Origin of the sequence: Streptomyces sp. NPDC006261, from assembly GCF_040613515.1 — a bacterium.
Taxonomy (GTDB): Bacteria; Actinomycetota; Actinomycetes; order Streptomycetales; family Streptomycetaceae; genus Streptomyces.
This window is the reverse complement of sequence record NZ_JBEXSI010000053.1, coordinates 19342-37602: the sequence shown is the minus strand read 5'-3', so window position 1 is coordinate 37602 and position 18261 is coordinate 19342. Positions and strand designations below refer to the sequence as shown.

Genomic DNA, 18261 nt, shown 5'->3' with positions numbered 1-18261 from the left:
GAATCTTCCGGGCCCCGTCTCCGTCACGGAGGTGTTGTCGTGTCAGGCAGGCTCCTGCGCGCGGTCTGCGCGACCGCGCTCGCCACGGCCCTCGCACTCTCCCCCGCCACCGCCGCGCCGGCCGAGGAGCCCGTACCGTCCGAGGAGCCCGTAGGCCCCGACGCGGACGAGGCACCGAAGGACGCGGCAGAGGTCGACGCGGAGACCGCCCTCGCCGCGCCCGAGACCGGGGCCCCCAAGAGCGTCGCGACACTCCTACGCGAGCTGCAGACGCGCTACCAGGCGGCGGAGGAAGCAAGCGAGACCTACAACGCCACCGCCGAGAAGCTGAAGCAGCGGACCGCGCAGGCGAAGAAGGTGACCGCCGAGCTGGCGAAGGCCCGGGCCGCCTTGGAGCTCAGCCGGGGAGACGCCGGGCGGCTGGCCCGGGAGCAGTACCAGGGGCGCACGGCGTTCTCCGCCTACCTCCAGCTGCTGCTGGCCCGGGACCCCCTGCGCGCCCTGGACCAGAGCCACGTCGTCGAGCGGGTGGCGGCGGGCCGCGCGGCGACGGTGGCACGGCTGACCGCCGACGCCCGCCGCGCCGACGCCCTGGCGGCGGCCTCCCGCAAAGCGGTCGACCAGCAGAAGAAGCTGGCCGCGCGGCAGAAGAAGCAGCGCGACACCGTGCGCGTCAAGCTGAAGGAGGTGGAGACGCTGCTGGCCACGCTCTCCGCCGAGCAGCTGGCCCAGCTGGCCGGCCTCGAACAGCAGGGCGTGGAGGCGGCCCAGCGCGAACTGGTCGCCTCCGGAGCCCTCAGCACGGCCCGCCCGCCGACCCGGCAGGGCGGTGACGCCATCACGTACGCGGTCCGGCAGATCGGCAAACCGTACGTATGGGGCGCCGAGGGCCCCGACTCCTTCGACTGCTCAGGGCTGACCTCACAGGCCTGGGCTGCGGCGGGCCGGCCGATTCCCCGCACCTCTCAGGAGCAGTGGAGGCAGCTCCCGAAGGTGCCCGTCTCCTCGCTGCGCCCCGGTGACCTGGTGATCTACTTCCCGAAGGCGACGCACGTGGCGCTGTACATCGGCGACGGCCTGGTGGTGCAGGCGCCCCGCCCAGGGACGAAGGTGAAGGTCTCCCCGGTGGCGTCCAACCCGCTGCTGGGCGCCGTCCGCCCCGACCCCGCAGGCACACCCCTGTCCACGTACACCCGCCCGAACCTCCCGGAGGGCGCCCGCGACGGCTCGGATACCGGATACAGCGCGGAGGCTGCACCCGAATAGGCCCGGGGGCCGGACCGGCGGTGCGGGTCCGGCCCCCGGATCGGTGGGGTGCTCAGGCTCCGGAAACCGAAGCCAGGTACGCGTTCGTCTTCTCCGGCTCGAAGAAGAAGTTCGTCGAACCGGACACCGGCAAGCTGTCTTCGGTATTACGGGACAGCTTTAGTCGGCGACTTCATCGATTCGCCATCCCGCCATGCCAGAAGAACCGGGAAGGCCTTCGACATCCACCTCAAGGGGGCTCGGGGGGGCTTGAATCCGGCTCCGAACAGGAACGCCATCGCAATCTGCGGTCCGATTCAGCGGCTGCATAAGGGCCACTTTGATGCGAACCTTCCCCGATCCCGAGCAAGCGACACTCAGCGTGTATGACTTACTGCTCGAGAGTGCGGGGTAGATGTGGATTCCGTCACCGACGCGTTCCAGCCCTGCCTCGACGAAGAGATCGTCGGATTCAGTGCCCTCACCCGTCCTGAGCGCCTGTTCCACCCTCTCCCCATTGGCCTTGCCCTCGTTCTGGGGCTCAGGAGATGGAGAGGAAGGCTTCGGTGTCTGCGACGGGGAACCGCCGGGCCCCGGCCCCTTGGTGCATCCGACGGCGAGAGCAGCCGTCAGCAGCCAGACCGCGGTAAGCGCACAGCGGCGCTTACCGCGCGGGCCCTGGATCATGTCTGGGTCTTCCACCAGCGCCACCCGGTTTCCTTTGTGGGAAGTTTCGCGGTGCCGGACTTGAGCTTCCGTTTGCCGCATCGGTCCGGGGTCGTCTCGTACTTGACCCAGTGGACCTGGTGGCCCCATGAGCCGTACTGCAGATGCCCGTAATAGCCGTTGGGGATCGAATGCTCGTACTTGTGGCCCGTGCTGACGGACACTTCAGCGACCACCTTGACACCGAAGGTGGCCTTGGCCTTGGCGAGGATGGCGCCAGCCTCGGCCTCCGCACCCGCAGCCACCTCGACGCCGATTTTGCCCGACTTGAGGACCTCCACCGTCATCTTCCCACCCGGACCGTCCTTGAACGAGGTGCCGTTCCACCGAGACGGAACGTGGTAGTCGGTCTTCCTCGAGACAGAGATCCACTTCTGGTAAGGATTGTCACACCTCTGTGCGCCGATACCGCCACCGAGGGGTTCCGGCAGGGCGTCGAGCGCCCTCTCTGCGGCGATCTGCTGAGAGGACAGCGAAGTACCTACGGTCGCACCGTAGCCCGTCTCCCTGGTGGCGACCGCATCAAATGCGAGAGCTTCGGGCGCAGTACCCGGCGACTCCTCCTCAATCGCGTGAGCCGTCCCGCCCAGAGATGCACTGAGGGCCAGAACAGTGGCCGGTATGAGCAAGCGTCGCATTGGTGCTCTATGCATGTAGATTCCCCCCATTCCCGCCCAACTTGGGTGGGTGACGAAAATCTAGCAACCTTTTCCGGAACGCCTCCCAAAAGATCAATTCCTTGAGGAAAATCTGAGGCTGGCGATGACGCCGACGGCCGGCATGCCTCGGTTTCGCGAACCCGGAGCTGGACTTGAACCGAGGGCGGTTCATGAGCCCTCAGCGCCTCCGGAGACCGAAGCCAGGTACGCGTTCGTCTTCTCCGGCTCGAAGAAGAAGTTGTCGAAGTCCGCCGGGTTGTTGAACCCGTTGGCGAACCGGTCCGCGACGGGCTGGAGCTGGCCGGCGGCACCGATCAGGTTCAGTACGTGCTCCGGCGGGACGCCGAGCATCGCGTTCGTCCACTTCACGACGTGCTGGGCGGTGTCCCAGTAGCGGTCGAAGGTGGACTGCATCCACGCCGCGTCGAACTCCTTGTCACCGTGCTCCAGAATCGAGTCCAGGTAGGCGTCGGCGCACTTGGACGCCGAGTTGGAGCCCTGGCCGGTGATCGGGTCGTTGGCCACGACGACGTCCGCGACGCCGAGGACCAGACCGCCGCCGGGGAGCCGGCCGATCGGCTTGCGGACCGTGGGGGCGTACCGGCCGGCGAGGGTGCCGTTGGCGTCGGTCAGCTCGACCTTGGTGGCGCGGGCGTACTCCCACGGCGTGAACCTCTCCATGAGCTCCAGCGTCTTCGCCAGGTGCTCGGAGGGGTCCTTGATGCCCTGGAAGGCGTCGAGCGGGCCGCCCGGGACGCCCTCCCAGAAGAGGATGTCGGCGCGGCCGGAGGTGGTCAGGGTCGGCATCACGAACAGCTCGCCGACGCCCGGCACCAGGTTGCAGCGGACCGCGTCGAACTCCGGGTGCTCGGGGCGCGGGCCCATGCCGTGGACGTAGGCGACGGCCAGGGCGCGCTGCGGGGCGTCGAACGGCGAGCGGGCCGCGTCCCGGGCGAACATGGAGACCAGCTCGCCCTTGCCGGCCGAGACCATCACCAGGTCGTAGGTGCGGGAGAAGTAGTCCAGATCGGAGACGGCCGCCCCGTGGATGACGAGCTGTCCGCCGCGCTGGGCGAAGGTCTCCATCCAGCCGGCCATCTTCACCCGCTGGTCGACGGACTGGGCGTACCCGTCCAGCTTGCCGACCCAGTCGATGGCGCGGGAGGAGTCGGGGGCGGCGACGGAGACGCCGAGGCCCTCGATCTTCGGGGCCTGGGACTCCCAGAAGTTCAGCTGGTAGTCCCGCTCGTGCTGGAGCGCGGTGTGGAACATGCACTGCGTCGACATGACCCGGCCGGTGCGGATCTCGTCGGCGGTGCGGTTGGACATCAGGGTGACTTCGTAGCCTCGGGACTGCAGCCCCAGGGCCAGCTGGAGCCCGGACTGGCCGGCTCCGACTATCAGTATCTTCCGCATCGCGGCTCTCCGTTTGTCTCTGATTCGGGGAGGTCTAGGCAGGCGTCACGTCGAGAGCATGGCCCACCAGGGCCAGCAGCGACTCGACGACCGTGATCCTGTTACGCGCGTCCATGATCACCACAGGGACGTGCGGCGGTACGGTCAGGGCCTCCCTGACGTCCTCCGCCTCGTAACCGGGCGTCCCCTCGAAGTGGTTGACCGCAACGATGTACGGCAGCCCGCAGCTCTCGAAGTAGTCGAGCGCCGCGAAGCAGTCCTTCAGCCGCCGCGTGTCGGCGAGGACGACGGCGCCGATCGCCCCGCGCACCAGGTCGTCCCACATGAACCAGAAACGCTGCTGGCCGGGCGTGCCGAAGACGTACAGGACGAGGTCGTCGTCGAGGGTGAGCCGGCCGAAGTCCATGGCCACCGTCGTGGTGGTCTTCTCGGGCGTCGCGGAGAGGTCGTCGGTCTCCTCGCTGGCCTGGGTCATCAGCGCTTCGGTCTGCAGCGGCGTGATCTCGGAGACCGAGCCGACGAACGTCGTCTTGCCCACGCCGAATCCGCCCGCCACCACGATCTTGGTCGCGGTGGGAGCGCGGGTGTGGTCGAGCTGCCAGGCCTGGAGGGATTCCTCCGGCTGCGCGCGGGACCCCGGCCGGTGCGGGGCGAAGAGCGGCGCCTCAGAGACGGCGGAGTCCATTGAGCACCCTTTCGAGCAGTGCGCGGTCGGGCTGGCCGGTGCCGTGACCGGTTCCGTACACGCGGATCTTTCCCTGGTCGGCCAAGTCGCTGAGCAGCACCCGGACGACTCCGAGCGGCATCTTCAACAGGGCCGAGATCTCCGCGACCGTACGCATCCGGCGGCAGATTTCGACGATGGCCTGGAGCTCCGGCACGACGCGCGAGGCGAGGTTGCCGTTGGTGAGCTCGCGGCGTTCCTCGGGTGCTTCGAGGGCGGCGACGAACGTCTCGACGAGCAGGACGTGCCCGAACCGGGTGCGGCCTCCGGTGAGGGAGTACGGGCGGACCCGGGCGGGGCGCTTGTCGGCCCCGCGGACGGGGAGGCGGGGGGAGGGCTCGGCTGCGGCGGTCGTCACTGGGCGCTCTCCATCGATGTGCGCAGCTCGCTGCGGAGTTCGGGGGTGAGGACGTGTCCGGCCCGGCCGACGAAGAGGGCCATGTGGTACGCGACGACGCTCATGTCGCAGTCAGGCGTGGCGTGGACGCCGAGGAGGGAGCCGTCGCTGATCGACATGACGAAGACGCTGCCCTCGTCCATCGCGACCATCGTCTGTTTGACGCCGCCGCCGTCCATCAGCTTCGCGGCTCCGACGGTCAGTGAGCCGATGCCGGAGACGATGGTGGCCAGGTCGGCGCTGGAGCCCTTGGGACCGTCCGACGGTCCTGCCTCCTTCGCCCGGTGACGGCCGGGGTCGGAGGAGAGCAGCATCAGCCCGTCGGACGAGACGACGGTGACCGAGTGGACCCCTGGCACCTCCTCCACGAGATTGCTCAGCAACCAGTGAAGGTTCCGGGCTTCGGTACTCAGCCCGAACGTGCTGGGCGCAGTCAACTGCGTGCCTCCTCGACTGTGTCCCCCGTCTCTCCGTTCCGGCGGTCCGAGCGGCCGCCGGTCTGCTCGGTCGTCCCTGTGTCGTGTGCGGTGCGCGCGTCCTGTGCGGTGCGCGTCGCGGGCGCGGTGGTGGTCTCGTGCCCCGTACGGCCGGTGGCTACGCCCTCGTGGTCGGCGAGGGCGACGGAGCCGGTGGACTCGGCGATCTCGGCCTCGACATCGCGCCGGCCCTCCTTCGCCGCCTGGTGGAAACTGCCCAGCCTGCGGCGCAGGTCGTCCTTGTCGAGGCTGCCGGTGCGCCCGGTGGTGGGGGCGCCCTCGGGCCGGACCACCTTGGGGGTGCGCTTGGGCAGCCCCTTGTCGGTGACCCGCTCGGCCTGCGGCCGCCTGGGGCCGGGCACGGTGTCGGTGGCCGCCTCGGCCCGGGGGGCGGGGCGGAACTCGGGCCCGTCCGGGTTCTGGTCGCCCGGAGCGCTCTCGGCCGGACGCTCGTGACGGTCGGGGCCGATGGCGTACGGGTCGGAGGGCTGCGGGGTCGCGGGGGCGGCCGGGGATGCCGGGGGCACCGGCAGCCGGACCTGCATCGTGACCTCGGAGTCCGACTCGGCGGGCGCCGTCTGCTGCTCGGCCTCTGCCTGGGGCTCCGCGTCCGTGTCCGCCTCTGCGGCCGTGTCCGCGTCCCCGGCGGCCACCGGCTCCTGGACGCCGGCGTCACGGATCGCCCGCTCGGCGGCGGCGATCATCGGGTCGCCGGCCGGCTCGGCGGCGGGTTCAGCGATGCGCTCGGCGGCGGACGCGGGCTCGGGCCGGGCCTCCGGCGTCGGCTCGGCGGCCTGGCCGGGCGCCTGCTCCGGCTCCGTACCGGGCTCGGGGGCCGCACCGGGCTCGGGCGCCGCACCGGGCTCGGGCGCCGCACCGGACGCCGGCTCGGAAGCCCCATCGGCCGGCGCCCCGGGCGCGGGCGCGGTGGGCGCGGGCGTCGGCGTCGGCAGGAGCGGCGTACGGCTCGGCAGGGCGTTGGAGTTGGCCTCGGCCACCGAGCCCGGCAGGTTGAGCGTCGGCGCCTCGCCCGGCAGCTGTACGGCGGGCGGCGAGGAGGCGGGCAGGGAGTTGGGCAGCAGGGTCTGCGGCAGGACGACGACGGCCGTCACTCCACTCCCCTTCTGCTCGCGCAACTGGACCCGGACGCCGTGCCGGGCGGCCAGCAACGAGGTGACCTGGAGGCCGAGTCCGGCCCCGGCTCCATCGACGGCCCGCCCCCCCGAATCGAACGTCGCCGGGTCGGCCAGCCTCGCATTGAGCTCGACCATCCGGACGCTCGACATGCCGATGCCCTCGTCCTGCACGGAGAGCATCACCTCGCCGGTCTCCAGCAGCCAGCCGGAGAGCTCCACGTGGGAGTCCGGCGGGGAGAAGGAGGTGGCGTTCTCCAGCAGTTCGGCGAGGAGGTGGCTGAGGTCGTCGGCGGCGAAACCGGCGATCTGGGCGTGCGGCGGCAGGGACTGGATGGTGACCCGCTCATACCGCTCGATCTCGCTGACGGCCGCGCGGGCCACGTCGACCAGCGGGATCGGCCCCGCGTGGCCGTGGCCGTGCTCGGTGCCCGCGAGGACCAGCATGTTCTCGCTGTGCCGGCGCATGACCGTGGCCATGTGGTCCAGCTTGAACAGGGTGGCGAGGCGCTCCGGGTCCTGCTCGCGCTCCTCCAGGCTCTCGATGACGCCGAGCTGCCGCTCGACGAGGCCGAGGTTGCGCAGCGAGAGGTTGACGAAGGTGTGGTGGACGGTGTTCTTCAGCCGCTCCAGCTGGGCGGCGAGCTCGGCGGCCTGGGCCTGGAGTTCGGTGCGCTCGAGGGCGAGGGCCTCACGGCCCGCGATCAGTTCGGCGCGCTCGTGGCCGAGGCTCTCGACACGTCCGGTGGACTCCTGCTGCAGGCCCGTCAGCCTGGCGTGCAGGGTGTTCATCGACCGGACGACCTGGGCGAACTCGTCGTTGCGGCCGGTGTAGCGGACCGGTTCGGTGGTCTCCGGCTCGTCCGCGAGGCGGGCGGCGCCGATGCGCAGGACGGCGAGCGGCTGGGTGAGGGTGCGGGCGACGGCGGTGGAGACGCCGACAGCGAGCAGGAAGCACCCACCGAGCAGGGCGATGCTCAGTTCGAGGGCGGTGACGTCGTCGTCGCGGAATCCTTCCAGGCGCTGGACCTGGGTGGTGCCGAGGGCGGACTCGACGCCGCGCATCCGGTCGACCCGGGCGGAGAGCGCGGACTCAAGCTTCTTGGCGCTGGTCTTGCGCTCGCTCTCGGAGAGCTCCGGTCGGTCGGTGAGCCGGGCGAGGTACTTCTCCGCGCTGTTGACCTCGGGGCCCGTGACGGTGGCGGAGAGCTTGTCGCGGGCGACGGGGTTCGCCGCTTGGTCGAACTCGGCGAGCGAGGCCAGCTCGCGGACCCGGGCCTGCTGGGCGGCGGCGCTCAGCTCGTCCCGGTCGCGCTCGGCCCGTTTGCTCTCGTCGTCCTGGCCCTCGACCGGCAGCCCGGTGAAGGGGTCGATCTGCGGGGCCGCGGGCTCGGGGCTCGGTACGGCGAGGGCCGCGAGGAGGAGCCCGCGGGTGGCGGAGGCCTGCTCGACGGCTCCGCCGAGGGCGAGCGGGGCGCGGGTGGCGTCGGCGGCGCGCGGCGGGGTCTTCTCGGCCAGCTCGGCGGAGATGCCGTGCAGCTTGGCGATGACCTCGGAGTACGCCTGGTGGGCCTCCAGCGCGGAGCCCTTGCCGGTGAGGGCGTCCCGGCGCAGGGAGGGCACGGTGGACAGGTCGCGCCTCAGGGCGGCGGGGGCCGGGCCGTGGATCTCGTCGATCTGCTGGTCCACGCGGGTGGTGCGGGTGAGGCGGCTGTCGGCGCCGGCCTGGCCGTCATCGGCGCGCCCGCCCGCGATGTACGCGGTGACGGCGTCGCGCTCGTCCGCGAGGGAGTGGGCCAGGGTCACGGCCTGCTGGTTCAGCTGGGAGAGGGTCACCAGCCGCTGGGACTCGGCCAGATCGGAGGAGGCGCTCAGCGCCGCGGGAGCGCCCGCCGCGAGGACGATGACCCCGACGACGGCGACACCGGCGACCAGCCGGCTCCGCACCCGTACGGTCCGCTTGGTGGCGACCGGAGCCGGAGGCGTCGCCCCGGAACCGTCGCGCGTGCTGCCCTGGCTCCGCGGCCGCTTCTTCTGCACCGGTGCTCGCAATCTTGACTCGTCCACCCTTGAAGCAGAGGTGACGCTCGGTCACGTAGAAGGACTCCCCGCTCCTGGTACGGCTTCTGACCATTCCAGCGCTTTTGAGAGGGGGGCGCGCATCAACCGCTCCGCCACTCGAACGAGTGAACATCACTCTTGAGTTGGCGAACAAGTCTCCCCAGAGGCGCCCCTGACCATGCATAGGGCGCGGGGTGGAACTTCGGCGCCGCCTTTGGCAGGATGCCCGCCCGCACTCCCCCGGAGCCCTGCCCTCCGCGTACGGGGCCCGCCTTGACCTGCTGGTACGGCCGGAAACCGCTCCCGTGCGGGCTCCGTGAAGACCTCGTGCAGACTGGCACCATGCGCCTCGAACTCGTCACCGCCCCCGGCGATCCCGAACGCCCCAACGAGGACTGGGCATCCGCCGTCCTCCCGGCGTCCGGCCAGGGGGGAACGCTGGTGGTGCTCGACGGTGTCACCCCACCGGCGGGGGACGACGGTTGTGTGCACTCCGTCCCCTGGTTCACCGCCCGGCTGGGCGGCGCACTGGTGGAACTGTCGGGTTCACGGCGAGATATGGACCTGGCCGAGATCCTGTCGGAGTCCATCCGGCGCACCGCCGACGCCCACCGGTCGACCTGTGACCTTTCTCACGTGCGTACGCCTCAGGCGACCGTGGCCCTGGCGCGTTGGGGCGAACACGCGATCGAGTACCTGGTGCTCTCCGACGCGGTGCTCCTGCTGGAGGAGGCGGACGGCGGGGTCCGGGCGGTCCTCGACGACCGGCTCGACCGGTTGCCGCCGGGCTCGCTGGCCTCGGCGGCGACCGTCGACGGCCTGCTGCGGAACAAGGAGGGCGGCTTCTTCACCGCAGCCGCCGACCCCGCGGTGGCCGCACGCGCGGTGACCGGCACCGTCCCGGCCGACGGGGTCCGGTCGATGGCCGCGCTGACGGACGGGGCGAGCCGGTGGGCGGAGGTGTTCCGCGAGGGCGACTGGGCGGCCCTGCTGGAGCTGGTACGCAAGGCGGGTCCCCAAGGTCTGATCAACCGCGTACGGGAGCTGGAGGAGGCCGACGCGGCCGCCGGGCGCGTACGGCTGCGGCGGAGCAAGACGCACGACGACGCGACGGCGGTCCTGGTGGAGCCGTAGAGCCCGGGGCCTGCGCGGGCGGTCAGTCCTCCGCGCGGGTGTTCAGCTGGTGCAGCAGCCGGGCCAGCTCCGCCACCTCGGCCCGGTCCCAGTCCGCCAGCTTGCGGACGTACCGCCCGCGCCGGGCGTCGCGGACGCTGCGGAAGCGGGCGAGGCCCTCGTCGGTCAGCCGGACGAGCCAGGCGCGGCCGTCCGCCGGGTCGGGTTCGCGGGCGACCAGCCCGAGCTCCTCCAGGGCCCGTAGCTGACGGCTCATGGTGGCCTTGCCGACGCCGAAGTAGGCGGCCAGCTCGGTGGCCCGCTGCCGGCCGGCCGACTCCAGGCGGACGAGCAAGCCGTAGGCGGCGGGCTCCAGTTCGGGGTGGACCTCACGGGCCATCTCGCCGGAACTGGCCCGGGCGCGGCGCAGGAAGACCGCCAGCTCGCGCTCCAGAGCGAGGAATTCGTGGTCCACACCAGTCCCGGCAGTCGCGCCCGGCTCCCGCGCGCTCTCGCTCCCGTGCACGTCAGCACCCCTCGTACGGTTTCCTGCCGATGAAAGTTTCTTCCACGGCCGGTCAACGCCGCAGCTCGGACAGTATTTCGCAGGCGTAGACCAACGGCGGCGGCCAGGCCCCCTTCCGCACCCCGGGTCTACGTGCGTAGCGTCGCTCCCGGATGACCTGACATGAGCACGCCATTTGGCCGCCCACGCCTCGGAGGCACACCCATGCCCCTGCACCGCCACAGATCCGACTCCTCCCGACGCCGACCCTCCCGCCGACCGCGCCTCGCCGCGCTGGGGGCCCTCTTAGCCGCCCTCACCCTTCTCCTCACCCTGCCGGGCGCCGCCTCCGCGGCCGCCACGGACGCCGCCGACGCCCCTCCCGCCCGCGGCACAGCCAGGATGGGTCAGGGCGTCATCGGGCACGACGGCCAGGGAGGGCTGCCCCGCGACTCCCGGGCCGCCCAGACCGAGGGCGTGGACGTCAGCAGCCACCAGGGCGACGTGGCCTGGCAGACCCTGTGGAACAGCGGCGTGAAGTGGGCCTATGCGAAGGCCACCGAGGGGACGTACTACAAGAACCCCTACTTCGCGCAGCAGTACAACGGCTCCTACAACGTCGGCATGATCCGTGGCGCGTACCACTTCGCCACCCCGAACACGACGAGCGGCGCCGCGCAGGCGCACTACTTCGTGGACAACGGCGGCGGCTGGTCCCGGGACGGCCGGACCCTGCCGGGCGTGCTCGACATCGAGTGGAACCCGTACGGCGCCCAGTGCTACGGGCTCAGCCAGGCCGCGATGGTGAACTGGATCCGGGACTTCACCACCACCTACCGGGCGCGCACCGGCCGGGACGCGGTCATCTACACCGCGACCAGCTGGTGGAAGGACTGCACCGGCAACAACGCGGGCTTCGGCGCCACCAACCCGCTCTGGGTGGCCCGGTACAACACGACGGTCGGTGAGCTGCCTGCCGGCTGGCCCGTCCACACGATGTGGCAGTACACCTCGACGGGGCCCACGGTCGGCGACCACAACCGCTTCAACGGCGCCCTCGACCGCGTACAGGCGCTGGCCAACGGCTGACCCCCTCCTGAGCCCGCCCCGGCGACCTCTTCCCAGGTCACCGGGGTGCGGCACCGCCCCGCACCCCCACTATACGCTCCATGTATACGCACTGTGTAGAGTCCTTGGCGTACCGCACACCTGTGCGGAGATTTCCGCGCAGAGGAGTGGTGTGCCCGTGTCCAAGAAGATGACCGTGCTCGGCGGCGGGTTGGCCGCCGCCCTCGTGACGACGCTCACACTGGCGCTCAGCGGGTGCTCGATGGAGACGACGGCTCCGGGCTCGGCACGGCAGGACGCGGCGTCCGACGCCAAGGGCTCCTTCGGGCGGGCGGACTGCCGCAAGGCGAAGTGCATCGCCCTCACGTTCGACGCCGGGCCGGGCAAGGACACCCCGGAGCTGCTGGACATCCTGAAGGAGAAGAAGGTCCACGCGACCTTCTTCCTGCTGGGCAAGCACCACGTCCTCAAGCACCCGGACACCGTGCGGCGCATCCAGGACGAGGGCCACGAGGTGGCCAACCACACCTGGACGCACAAGATCCTCACCGACGAGGAGCCGGACGAGATACGGGCCGAGCTGGAGAAGACCCAGGTGGCCATCGAGAAGGTCACCGGGAAGAAGCCCCGGCTGATGCGCCCGCCGCAGGGCCGCACCGACGACAAGGTCTCCGAGGTCAGCAAGGAGCTGGGGCTCTCCCAGGTGCTGTGGAGCGCCACCGCCAAGGACTACTCGACGAACGACTCGGCGCTGATCACGGAGCGGATCGTGGACCAGGCGAGCAAGGACGGCATCATCCTGCTCCACGACATCTACAAGGGCACCGTGCCGGCCGTACCGGGGATCATCGACGCGCTCCAGAAGGACGGCTACACCTTCGTGACCGTCCCGGAGCTGATGGCCCCCGCCGTGCCGGAGCCGGGCACGGTCTACCGCCCCTGAGCACCATGGTGCGGTGCGTGCGGAACGGCCCGCCCCCGTTGACTCGGGAAGCGGGCCGTCCGTACCGGCCGTGCACCTGATACCGCGCCCGTCACTGCGTGGCGGTCAGGCCGCGGCCGGGACCCTTTCCTCGATCCGGGCCGAAGCCGGGCTGAGGGCGATCTCCAGCACCTGGCGGACGTCGGTGACCGGGCGGACGTCCAGCTTCTCCAGCACCTCGGCCGGGACGTCGTCCAGGTCGGCCTCGTTGCGCTGGGGGATCACCACGGTGGTGATGCCCGCGCGGTGGGCCGCCAGCAGCTTCTGCTTCAGGCCGCCGATGGGCAGCACCCGCCCGGTCAGCGACACCTCACCGGTCATCGCCACATCCGTACGGACCAGCCGTCCGGAGAGCAGCGAGGCCAGGGCGGTCGTCAGGGTGATGCCGGCGCTCGGGCCGTCCTTGGGGACCGCGCCCGCCGGGAAGTGGATGTGCACACCCCGGTCCTTGAGGTCGGCGACCGGCAGTTCCAGCTCCGCGCCGTGCGACCGCAGGAAGCTCAGCGCGATCTGCGCCGACTCCTTCATGACGTCCCCGAGCTGACCGGTCAGGGTCAGTCCGGACGCCCCGGTCTCCGGGTCTGCGAGCGACGCCTCGACGAAGAGGACGTCACCGCCCGCGCCGGTCACCGCGAGCCCGGTGGCCACGCCCGGCACCGCGGTGCGGCGCTCGGCCGGCTCCTGGGCGGACTCGGGCACGTGGTGCGGGCGCCCGATGAGGCCGCGCAGCTCCGCGTCGGTCACCGTGAACGGCAGCTTTCGGTCGCCCAGTTCGTGCTGGGCCGCGACCTTGCGGAGCAGCCGGGCCACGGACCGCTCCAGATTCCGTACGCCCGCCTCGCGGGTGTACTCGCCGGCCAGCTTGCGCAGCGCCGACTCCTCCAGAGCGACCTCGTCCTTCTCCAGGCCGGCCCGCTCCAGCTGGCGCGGGAGCAGGTGGTCCCTCGCGATGACGACCTTCTCGTCCTCGGTGTAGCCGTCGAGCCTGACCAGCTCCATGCGGTCCAGCAGAGGCTCGGGAATGGCTTCGAGCACATTGGCGGTGGCCAGGAAGACGACGTCGCTGAGGTCGAGCTCGACCTCCAGGTAGTGGTCGCGGAAGGTGTGGTTCTGCGCGGGGTCGAGGACTTCGAGGAGGGCGGCGGCCGGGTCGCCCCGGAAGTCGGAGCCGACCTTGTCGATCTCGTCGAGCAGGACGACCGGATTCATCGAACCGGCCTCCTTGATCGCCCGCACGATGCGTCCGGGAAGCGCGCCCACGTACGTACGCCGGTGGCCCCGGATCTCCGCCTCGTCCCGGACACCGCCGAGCGCGACGCGGACGAACTTACGGCCCATGGCGTGCGCGACGGACTCCCCGAGCGAGGTCTTGCCGACCCCGGGCGGCCCGACGAGGGCGAGGACGGCACCACCACGGCGCCCGCCCACCACGCCCAGCCCCCGGTCGGCACGCCGCTTGCGCACCGCGAGGTACTCGGTGATGCGCTCCTTCACATCGGCCAGGCCGGCGTGCTCGGCGTCCAGGATCTCCCGGGCGCCGCGGATGTCGTAGGCGTCCTCGGTGCGCTCGGTCCACGGCAGCTCGAGGACGGTGTCCAGCCAGGTGCGGATCCAGGAGCCCTCGGGCGACTGGTCGCTGGACCGCTCCAGCTTCTCGACCTCCTTGAGCGCGGCCGTCCGGACGTGCTCGGGCAGGTCGGCGGCCTCGACGCGGGCGCGGTAGTCGTCGGACTCGTCCTCCGGGTCGCCGTTGAGCTCGGAGAGCTCCTTGCGTACGGCGTCCAGCTGGCGGCGCAGGAGGAACTCGCGCTGCTGCTTGTCGACGCCCTCCTGGACGTCCTTGGCGATGGACTCGGCGACGTCCTGCTCGGCGAGGTGCTCGCTCAGCCACTGGGTGGCGAGCTTCAGCCGCGCGACCGGGTCCAGGGTCTCCAGGAGCTGGACCTTCTGCGCGGTGGTGACGAACGGCGAGTATCCGGAGTTGTCGGCGAGTGCGGAGATGTCGTCGATCTGCTGGACCCGGTCCACGACCTGCCAGGCGCCGCGCTTCTTCAGCCAGCTGGTGGCGAGCGCCTTGTACTCCTTGACGAGCTCGGCGGCGGAACCGGGCAGCGGCTCGGGCACGACGACGTCGAGCACGGTCCCCTCGACCCACAGCGCCCGCCCCGGCCCACTGGTCCCGGCCCCGATACGCACCCGGTCACGGGCCCGGATGAGCGCCCCCGGGTCACCGTCGCTCAGGCGTCCGACCTGCTCGACGGTCCCGAGGACACCGGTCCCCGTGTACGTCCCGTCGATCCGTGGGACCAGCAGCACCTCGGGCTTCCCGCCGCCGGGACGGGCGGCGGCCTGCGCGGCCTCGACGGCGGCGCGCACCTCGGTGTCGGACAGGTCCAGCGGCACCACCATGCCGGGCAGGACGACCTCGTCGTCGAGCGGCAGCACGGGCAGGTCGATCGGTGTGAACGCCTTGGACTCGGTAGTCATGATCTCCCCTTCGGCAGGCAAGTTGAGCTATGTGGACTCAATGGTTGTGAGCCGCCGAATGTTCCCGGAGCGATGTTCGCTCTGAGCGATCAGGTGGGTCTTCGTCGCCCCGATCCACCTGTCCACGGGAGCGTCCGGCGGGGAGCCGCTATTCCCTCTGGACGGGCGCTCCGGCGCTCGCCCTGGTCACGGGGTACGCCGTGCGGCGCCGGTTGCTCGCGCTCGCCCCCCTGGTGGCCGCCGCCCTCGCCGCGCCCCTGAGCGTGAGCACGATGGCGGTGGGGGCGGCCCTCCTGGCGCTGCGCGAACCCGCGCCCGGACCGCGTCCACGGAAGGAGGTGGCCCTCCTAGAATCCGGGCCATGGAGCCCGACACCCAGACCTACACCTGCGCCATGATTCCCTCCGGCCCCCTCACCCTCGACCGCCGCGAAGGCCCCTTCGGCGAGGTCGTCCTGCGGGAGCGCGGGGAGCACTTCGAGATCATCGCCAACGGCTGCTTTTTGATGGACACCTCCGACGGGCGCTCCGAGCGGCTGCTCATCGATGCCGCGTTGGCCGCCCTGCCCGCCGGGCGGACCCGCCCCTCCGTGCTGATCGGCGGGCTCGGGGTGGGCTTCTCGCTGGTGCGGGCCGCCGAGGAGGAGCGCTGGGGGCGGATCGTGGTCGTGGAGCGGGAGCAGGCCATCGTCGACTGGCACCGGCAGGGCCCGCTGGACCGGGTCTCCGGCGCGGCGCTGGCCGATCCCCGGACCGAGGTCCTCCACACGGATCTGGTCGCCCACCTCCGTACCGCCACGGAGCGTTACGACGCGCTCTGCCTGGACATCGACAACGGGCCCGACTGGACCGTCACGGAGGACAACGGGAGCCTCTACTCGCCCACCGGCCTGGCCCACTGCCACGACCGGCTGACCCCGGGCGGAGTGCTCGCCGTCTGGTCCGCGCAGCCGTCCCCGGCGTTCGATCAGGCGTTGCGGAATGCCGGGTTCAGCGGGGTTAGGACCGAAGAAGTGACTGTTGCCCGAGGTGTGCCGGACGTGGTCCATCTCGCATCGAAGAGTCGCTGAAGGGGGCACCGGAGGGTCCTGGAAGCCCCCTCCCGGTATGTACGGGTCCGGTAGGAGACGGGGCAACCTTCACAAGGCCGACGATCCGCCGCCCCGCCGGAGCCGAACTCACACCGCGGGGACAACACCCTGCGTAGCCGAGAGCCCTCCGCTGCCTTTACGCTGCTGACCGGCACATAGGGATCACCCAGGAAATCCACGAGCGAAGACCGTGCCTTGCGGGGGTTCGCCCCCCGCGGGAACGGGCAGGGGCGGGGCGATGGAACAGACACACACCACCCACAACGGCGTCGCGGCCACCCCAGGGGCTCAACGCCGGGTGCTGGTGGTCGAGGACGACGCCACGATCGTCGACGCCATTGCCGCCCGACTGCGGGCGGAGGGCTTTCTGGTGCAGACCGCGCCCGACGGGCCCGCGGCCGTCGACGCGGCCGAGGCATGGCAGCCCGATCTGATGGTGCTCGACATCATGCTTCCCGGCTTCGACGGCCTGGAGGTCTGCCGCCGGGTACAGGCGCAGCGCCCGGTGCCGGTGCTGATGCTCACCGCGCGCGACGACGAGACCGACATGCTGGTCGGGCTCGGGGTGGGCGCCGACGACTACATGACCAAGCCGTTCTCCATGCGGGAGCTGGCCGCCCGGGTGCACGTCCTGCTGCGGCGGGTGGAACGGGCCGCGCTGGCCGCCGTCACCCCGCGCAGCGGGATACTGCGCCTCGGCGAACTGGAGATCGACCACGCGCAGCGCCGGGTCCGGGTCCGCGCCGAGGACGTCCACCTCACGCCGACCGAGTTCGACCTGCTGGTCTGCCTGGCGAACACCCCGCGCGCGGTGCTCTCCCGTGAGCAGTTGCTGGCCGAGGTCTGGGACTGGGCGGACGCCTCGGGTACCCGTACGGTCGACAGCCACATCAAGGCGCTGCGCCGCAAGATCGGCGCCGAGCGGATCCGTACGGTGCACGGCGTGGGCTACGCCCTGGAGACCCCGGCCCCATGACCCGGCCAGGGTCGGGGATGCGGCCCTTCTCCATCAAGGCCAAGCTGGGCACGCTCGTCGTGGTCTCGGTGTTCATCACGACCGGGCTGCTGATCGTGGCCCTGCGGACCCGGACCGAGTTCCAGTTCATCACGATGTTCTCGGTGATCGCGACGCTGCTGATCACCCAGTTCGTGGCGCACGGCCTGACCGCGCCGCTGGACGAGATGAGGGCCGTGGCCCGGTCCATCTCGCACGGCGACTACACGCGCCGGGTGAGCGGCGCCGGGCGGCGGGACGAGCTGGGCGACCTGGCCCAGACGATCAACCGCATGGCGGACGACCTGGAGGCGGAGGACCGGCACCGGAAAGAGCTGGTCGCCAATGTCAGCCATGAGCTGCGTACTCCCATCGCGGCGCTGCGGGCCGTGCTGGAGAACGTGGTGGACGGGGTCTCGGCCGCCGATCCCGAGACGATGCGTACGGCGCTGAAGCAGACGGAGCGGCTCGGCCGGCTGGTGGAGACGCTGCTGGACCTGTCCCGGCTGGACAACGGGGTGGTGGCGCTCAAGGCGCGCCGCTTCGAGGTGTGGCCGTATCTCTCGGGCGTACTGAAAGAGGCCAATCTCGCCGCGTCCCAGCGGCGCCTGTCGTCGGGGTCGGGCAATCACTCCCGTACGGACGTCCATCTGCATCTGGACGTCTCGCCGCCGGAGCTCACCGCACACGCGGACGCCGAGCGGCTGCACCAGGTGGTGGCCAACCTTATCGACAACGCGGTCAAGCACAGCCCGCCGCACGGCCGGGTGACGGTCCTGGCGCGGCGCGGGGCGTACCCGGAGTCGCTGGAGCTGGAGGTCATCGACGAGGGCCCCGGCATCCCGGAGGCGGAGCGGCACCGGGTCTTCGAGCGGTTCAACCGGGGCCAGGCCCCCTCACCGCACGGTCCCGGCAGCGACGGCGGTACGGGACTGGGGCTCGCGATCGCCCGCTGGGCGGTGGATCTGCACGGCGGCCGGATCGGAGTGGCCGAATCCGCTCGGGGCTGCCGCATCCAGGTCACCCTCCCGGGGCTGTCCGGGCGACGCGGTTGACGACGCGGGCGACCGTCGTTGACATAAGGTCGAACCGGAAGGGCACGTTCTCCGTGTCCTGCCCGAAGGGGATCTCAAGGGGATACGGTCAGATGACCGTATCCACGGTCCTGCGTACCCGAAGTGCAGT

At 71.2% G+C, this 18261-nt stretch carries 15 protein-coding genes; 7 read left to right on the top strand and 8 right to left on the bottom strand.

Annotation, left to right across the window (positions count from 1 at the left end):
* Window positions 1-39: 39 nt before the first annotated feature.
* Window positions 40-1266, top strand: coding sequence for a C40 family peptidase (locus ABZ154_RS27905; protein ID WP_356837061.1), 1227 nt, complete (start codon window positions 40-42; stop codon window positions 1264-1266).
* 662 nt (window positions 1267-1928) lie between these two features.
* Here ABZ154_RS27905 and ABZ154_RS27900 read toward each other — a convergent pair.
* From ABZ154_RS27900 to ABZ154_RS27875, 6 genes are all read right to left on the bottom strand, one after another.
* On the bottom strand, window positions 1929-2609 hold the full coding sequence (locus tag ABZ154_RS27900) for a hypothetical protein (protein ID WP_356837059.1): 681 nt from the start codon (window positions 2607-2609) through the stop codon (window positions 1929-1931).
* 189 nt (window positions 2610-2798) lie between these two features.
* Window positions 2799-4046: a styrene monooxygenase/indole monooxygenase family protein gene (locus tag ABZ154_RS27895; RefSeq protein WP_356837057.1), complete on the bottom strand. Its 1248-nt coding sequence runs from the start codon at window positions 4044-4046 to the stop codon at window positions 2799-2801.
* Window positions 4047-4080: 34 nt separating this feature from the next.
* A complete protein-coding gene (locus tag ABZ154_RS27890; RefSeq protein ID WP_356837055.1) occupies window positions 4081-4731 on the bottom strand; it encodes an ATP/GTP-binding protein in 651 nt (216 codons plus the stop codon).
* Window positions 4712-5128: a DUF742 domain-containing protein gene (locus ABZ154_RS27885; RefSeq protein ID WP_356837053.1), complete on the bottom strand. Its 417-nt coding sequence runs from the start codon at window positions 5126-5128 to the stop codon at window positions 4712-4714. The genes ABZ154_RS27890 and ABZ154_RS27885 overlap by 20 nt, the downstream gene beginning before the upstream one ends.
* Entirely contained in the window at window positions 5125-5604 is a 480-nt protein-coding gene (locus ABZ154_RS27880; protein WP_356837051.1) for a roadblock/LC7 domain-containing protein, read from the bottom strand. The genes ABZ154_RS27885 and ABZ154_RS27880 overlap by 4 nt, the downstream gene beginning before the upstream one ends.
* Entirely contained in the window at window positions 5601-8816 is a 3216-nt protein-coding gene (locus ABZ154_RS27875) for a nitrate- and nitrite sensing domain-containing protein (RefSeq protein ID WP_356837076.1), read from the bottom strand. Before ABZ154_RS27875 ends, ABZ154_RS27880 begins: the two co-directional genes overlap by 4 nt.
* A gap of 363 nt (window positions 8817-9179) precedes the next feature.
* On the opposite strand from ABZ154_RS27875, the gene ABZ154_RS27870 reads away from it, so the two are divergent.
* On the top strand, window positions 9180-9971 hold the full coding sequence (locus ABZ154_RS27870; RefSeq protein ID WP_356837049.1) for a hypothetical protein: 792 nt from the start codon (window positions 9180-9182) through the stop codon (window positions 9969-9971).
* Between the two features lie 22 nt (window positions 9972-9993).
* Here the strand turns inward: ABZ154_RS27870 and ABZ154_RS27865 are convergent, their stop codons facing one another.
* A complete protein-coding gene (locus tag ABZ154_RS27865) occupies window positions 9994-10476 on the bottom strand; it encodes a MarR family transcriptional regulator (RefSeq protein ID WP_356837047.1) in 483 nt (160 codons plus the stop codon).
* 204 nt (window positions 10477-10680) lie between these two features.
* Between ABZ154_RS27865 and ABZ154_RS27860 the strand changes: the two genes are divergently transcribed.
* Together ABZ154_RS27860 and ABZ154_RS27855 are read left to right on the top strand one after the other, a co-directional pair.
* The gene (locus ABZ154_RS27860; protein ID WP_356837045.1) at window positions 10681-11544 is read left to right on the top strand and encodes a lysozyme; all 864 of its coding nucleotides are present in this window, start codon (window positions 10681-10683) and stop codon (window positions 11542-11544) included.
* A 157-nt stretch (window positions 11545-11701) separates the two neighbouring features.
* Entirely contained in the window at window positions 11702-12466 is a 765-nt protein-coding gene (locus ABZ154_RS27855; RefSeq protein WP_356837043.1) for a polysaccharide deacetylase family protein, read from the top strand.
* A 105-nt stretch (window positions 12467-12571) separates the two neighbouring features.
* On the opposite strand, the gene lon is transcribed toward ABZ154_RS27855, so the two are convergent.
* Window positions 12572-14992 (bottom strand): endopeptidase La, encoded by a 2421-nt coding sequence (lon, locus tag ABZ154_RS27850; protein ID WP_356837041.1) that lies wholly within the window; start codon window positions 14990-14992, stop codon window positions 12572-12574.
* A gap of 361 nt (window positions 14993-15353) precedes the next feature.
* Here lon and ABZ154_RS27845 point away from each other — a divergent pair, with 361 nt between their 5' ends.
* From ABZ154_RS27845 to ABZ154_RS27835, 3 genes are all read left to right on the top strand, one after another.
* Window positions 15354-16061, top strand: coding sequence for a spermidine synthase (locus tag ABZ154_RS27845; RefSeq protein WP_356837039.1), 708 nt, complete (start codon window positions 15354-15356; stop codon window positions 16059-16061).
* A 259-nt stretch (window positions 16062-16320) separates the two neighbouring features.
* Window positions 16321-17058: a response regulator transcription factor gene (locus tag ABZ154_RS27840; protein ID WP_356837037.1), complete on the top strand. Its 738-nt coding sequence runs from the start codon at window positions 16321-16323 to the stop codon at window positions 17056-17058.
* Window positions 17055-18131: a HAMP domain-containing sensor histidine kinase gene (locus ABZ154_RS27835; protein WP_356837035.1), complete on the top strand. Its 1077-nt coding sequence runs from the start codon at window positions 17055-17057 to the stop codon at window positions 18129-18131. The genes ABZ154_RS27840 and ABZ154_RS27835 overlap by 4 nt, the downstream gene beginning before the upstream one ends.
* Window positions 18132-18261 lie beyond the last annotated feature (130 nt).